This window comes from Synechocystis sp. LEGE 06083 (genome assembly GCF_015207725.1).
Classification (GTDB): Bacteria; Cyanobacteriota; Cyanobacteriia; order Cyanobacteriales; family Microcystaceae; genus Synechocystis; species Synechocystis salina.
Window position 1 is genome coordinate 1 of the sequence record NZ_JADEWJ010000318.1, and the last position, 3990, is coordinate 3990.

Here is a 3990-nt window from a genome sequence, read left to right on the forward strand (position 1 = left end):
GGGATGGAGTGCTATTTTGAACGGAGGAATTATTGCTGTTACCGGACTCCACAGTGGCATTGGGGGCATTATCTGTTACCCCGGCGGCTGTCCCTGGAGAGCTTTTCGCCAAGTTTGCAGCTGTAATGGGGCGGGGACTTTTCAAGCCTGAAGCGGAATCCTGGGGAGGGGCAGGAATTTGACTCAGGGGTGGTAACGTCTTAATTAGTTCTTCGCCAGCCATGTCGGCCCTTACTTCGGTGCCATTATCTGTTTTGCCATTGGCGATAGCACTGGAGTCTTCACCATAGCCACTCCAGGCCAATAACAGGGGAATACTGCCAATGGAAGCGAGGGGAATCAGCATCAACCCCCATTTACGAGAAATCCGCCAACGGCCGGCGATCGCCTGAAAAGAAAAACTTTTAGAAGACTTAAGAAATTTGAATAAAGGGAAGGGAAAGGCAGTTATTTTTTTCATGCCACCGGAAAAATTTTTCAAACCACACCCCGCTCCAGCACATTGGAAGCAAAACAACAAAACTTTGAATATTGTAGGCCGGTTTCCCCCAAACGGCCGCCGGGGATCAATCCGCTAGTAATGCCTTGCCTCCCCAAGGGCCATGCCATATCATTTGCTAAAGAGATCTTCTCGTTCAACCACACCACATCCCTGCCGATCGCAGTTTACCGGGTATGACCAAGATTGAAACCAGAACCGAACCAATGGTGCTCAACATGGGCCCCCATCACCCATCTATGCACGGGGTGTTACGCCTGATTGTGACCCTAGATGGCGAAGACGTGGTGGACTGTGAACCAGTGATTGGTTATTTACACCGAGGCATGGAAAAAATTGCTGAAAGTCGTACCAATATTATGTACGTTCCCTACGTTAGCCGTTGGGACTACGCCGCCGGTATGTTCAACGAAGCCATCACTGTCAATGCTCCGGAAAAGCTAGCCGATATTGAAGTGCCCAAGCGGGCCCAGTATATCCGGGTGATCATGCTGGAACTGAACCGCATCGCCAACCATTTACTCTGGCTTGGCCCCTTTATGGCGGATGTGGGCGCCCAAACTCCCTTCTTTTATATTTTCCGGGAACGGGAAATGATTTATGACCTGTGGGAAGCCGCTTCTGGTATGCGGTTGATCAACAATAATTATTTCCGCGTTGGTGGGGTTGCAGTGGATCTGCCCTACGGTTGGAATGACAAATGCGAGGACTTTTGTGACTACTTTTTGCCCAAGGTTGACGAGTACGAAAAATTAATTACCAACAACCCCATTTTCCGTCGTCGGGTAGAAGGGGTGGGCACTGTGACCAGGGAAGAGGCCATTAACTGGGGCTTATCTGGCCCCATGCTCCGGGGTTCTGGGGTGAAATGGGATCTGCGCAAGGTGGACCATTACGAGTGCTACGACGAGCTTGATTGGGAAGTGCAGTACGAAACCGCTGGGGATTGTTTTGCCCGTTACTTGGTGCGTATCCGGGAAATGCGGGAATCAGTCAAAATCATTCGTCAGGCCCTCAAAGCCATGCCCGGTGGCCCCTACGAAAATCTGGAAGCCAAGCGACTCCAGGAAGGCAAAAAGTCGGAGTGGAATGATTTCCAATACCAGTACATTGCCAAAAAAGTTGCCCCCACTTTTAAAATTCCGGCCGGCGAACATTACGTGCGCTTGGAGAGCGGTAAGGGAGAGTTGGGCATCTTCATTCAAGGTAATGACGATGTGTTCCCCTGGCGTTGGAAAATCCGTTCTGCGGACTTTAACAACCTGCAAATTCTGCCCCACATCCTTAAGGGGGTAAAGGTGGCGGACATTATGGCAATCCTCGGTAGCATCGACATTATCATGGGATCGGTGGACCGCTAGGTGGGGTTGCCCAGTTCTAATTAAGTTTTTCTCCCTTTTTCCATGGCTAATAAGGTCGCTAAAGCGAAGCATCGCTCTAAATCTAATTTTGGTGATTTTGTCTTCAGTCCCCTAGCCCTATTCCTAGCGGTAGTGGCTTGTATGGGGGGCACGGCCTTTATTAGCTATAAATTGGGGGATGCGGCTCTGGAGGGGGTTGTGCAACCGCCCAGTAACCCCATGGAGCAGTTTGTGATCCCGCCCACGGATGGGGAAAAGGCCAAAGATGAGTCAGATTCCGGTGCGAAGTTCAAGCCAGTGAATATTCAACAGGTGGCGAAGGAAACTAGGGGATATATCAAAAAACAACAGAAAATGCCTAAGGGGGAAGCTAACTCCACTAATGCTGACCAGGCGGAGACGGATACGGAAAAAAAGTCTTAGATGCTGATGCGCCCAATCCCCCAGTGAGCGGCGAAAATCAAGGGGTATTGATGCGGGTAGAAAATGTTGTCCACGATCGCCGTCGCCTCAAGTTGGCAGTAAGTTTGCAGAATAATGGCCCGGAGGAAGTGGAGTTTCTGTACAGTTTTTTGGAAGTCAGGGACCAGGATAATAATCTGTTGAGCTCCTTTGCCGATTCTTTGCCCCCCACTTTACCCGGCGATCGCCAGGTGTATAACGGCACCATTGAATTATTTGGGCCACTACCGGATTCGGTGCGTGGTGTATCAATCCGTTTAGCCAGCTATCCCGATGAAAAGGTTAAATTGCAGATTGATGCTATTCCCATTCCCTAGCTAGCTAGATTCCACTGAAGCTCCAATCAATTTATGCGATCGCCTCTGTTGGCTCCGTCCGAAAAACGTCAAGTGTTACCCCGGTTTACCTCCCCTTGGTATTTATCGTCGGGCTTGGCCATGACCATCTACACTGCTTTCGTGGCCAATCAGCGTAGTTTAAACTCAGCCCAGGCCGGGGAACCTGAATATATTGCCCAAGTAATGACCGGCTCCCGGGCGGTGCCCCTACAAACGTGGCGATCTCCCATTCCTCCCCAGGGCCAGGGAACACTAATTGCCACCTATGGCATCACCGGATCCCTGGAAGATCAGGGCTTTTTGCGACAATGGGGACGCTGGGCCCATGAACGGAACTATGGCGTAATTTTGTTTGACTGGCGGGCCCACGGTAAATCGGCGGAACTCTCCCCCACCCTCACCTCCGATGGCTTGTATGAAGGGGAGGATTTTGTCTATTTAGCGGCCCAAGCTAAAGCTTTGGGTTATCCTGGCCCCTTTTGGTTTGGGGGTTATTCCCTGGGGGGTCAGCTTGCCCTGTGGGGAGTGTATAAGGGTCAAACTTTGGAAGATTGGCGAAATAACGACGCAATGCTAACTTCCCTTTCGCCCACGGACATTGGGGGAGCTATGGCCGTTTGCCCTAGCCTTGATTCCCAGCGCTCCCTCAATTATTTAACTAGCCATCCTGTGGGAAGGTATTTGGAAAAGGCGATCGCCAACAAGCTGAAGGAATTGGCCTGGCAGTTACATCGCCACCATCCAGGGGAGTTTGATCCCCAAGCCATTGAACGGGCCAATACCATTTGGGGTTTTGACCACAATTTGGTGATCGATCGCCTGGGATTTGCTTCGGTGGCAGATTATTACGAAGCCAGTAGTGCCCTACCCCTATTAAGCAAAATTGTTAAACCAACCCTATTGCTCTACGCCGCCAATGATCCCATGTTCCATCCCGCCATAGCGGAGGAATTGGCCAGCTTGCAAAACCAACTTACCGGCGTGGATTTACAGTTAACCCCCAAGGGCGGCCATGTGGGCTACATTGCCAATGCCCGTTGTCAAAGGGAAAACAATGATCCCGACGAAAATTGGGCCATCCATCGCACCCTAGATTGGTTGGATCATCAAAACTCCCCCCCTTCATAAAACTTCCCCCTTATTAAGGGGGGATTAATCACCACGTCATTAAGGGAAGCTAGGAGGATTAATCGCTATCTCATTCAGGACTTACGCAAAAGAAAACTTAAGAGTAGGAGAACGAAGCTGTTGACGCAGGAAATCAGACCATGGTTGATGAGATATTTCGTAGACTGTCAATGGGCTATTAACGGCTTGACGACGAAGAAAA

4 protein-coding genes and 1 pseudogene are annotated in these 3990 nt (G+C 50.4%); 4 read left to right on the forward strand and 1 reads right to left on the reverse strand.

What is annotated here, in order from left to right; genetic code table 11:
* Positions 1–481, reverse strand: a pseudogene (locus IQ219_RS17595) (hypothetical protein); the annotation flags it as partial.
* A gap of 194 nt (positions 482–675) precedes the next feature.
* Between IQ219_RS17595 and IQ219_RS17600 the strand changes: the two are divergent.
* From IQ219_RS17600 to IQ219_RS17615, 4 genes are read left to right on the forward strand one after another with little or no spacing between them, the layout of a single operon-like run.
* A complete protein-coding gene (locus IQ219_RS17600) occupies positions 676–1860 on the forward strand; it encodes an NAD(P)H-quinone oxidoreductase subunit H (protein ID WP_010872566.1) in 1185 nt (394 codons plus the stop codon).
* 42 nt (positions 1861–1902) lie between these two features.
* Positions 1903–2283, forward strand: a complete 381-nt coding sequence (locus IQ219_RS17605) for a hypothetical protein (RefSeq protein ID WP_194021372.1) — start codon at positions 1903–1905, stop codon at positions 2281–2283.
* Positions 2284–2306: 23 nt separating this feature from the next.
* The gene (locus tag IQ219_RS17610; protein ID WP_338116583.1) at positions 2307–2639 is read left to right on the forward strand and encodes a hypothetical protein; all 333 of its coding nucleotides are present in this window, start codon (positions 2307–2309) and stop codon (positions 2637–2639) included.
* A 33-nt stretch (positions 2640–2672) separates the two neighbouring features.
* Positions 2673–3788 carry a YheT family hydrolase gene (locus IQ219_RS17615; RefSeq protein WP_194021373.1) on the forward strand — a complete coding sequence of 372 codons (1116 nt, stop codon included), beginning with the start codon at positions 2673–2675 and terminating at the stop codon, positions 3786–3788.
* Positions 3789–3990: the final 202 nt, after the last annotated feature.

Excerpts from the sequence above, each read along its gene's own strand:
- IQ219_RS17615 (WP_194021373.1), top strand. The coding sequence starts at position 2,673 with ATGCGATCGCCTCTGTTGGCTCCGTCCGAAAAACGTCAAGTGTTACCC.
- IQ219_RS17600 (WP_010872566.1), top strand. The coding sequence starts at position 676 with ATGACCAAGATTGAAACCAGAACCGAACCAATGGTGCTCAACATGGGC.
- IQ219_RS17605 (WP_194021372.1), top strand. The coding sequence starts at position 1,903 with ATGGCTAATAAGGTCGCTAAAGCGAAGCATCGCTCTAAATCTAATTTT.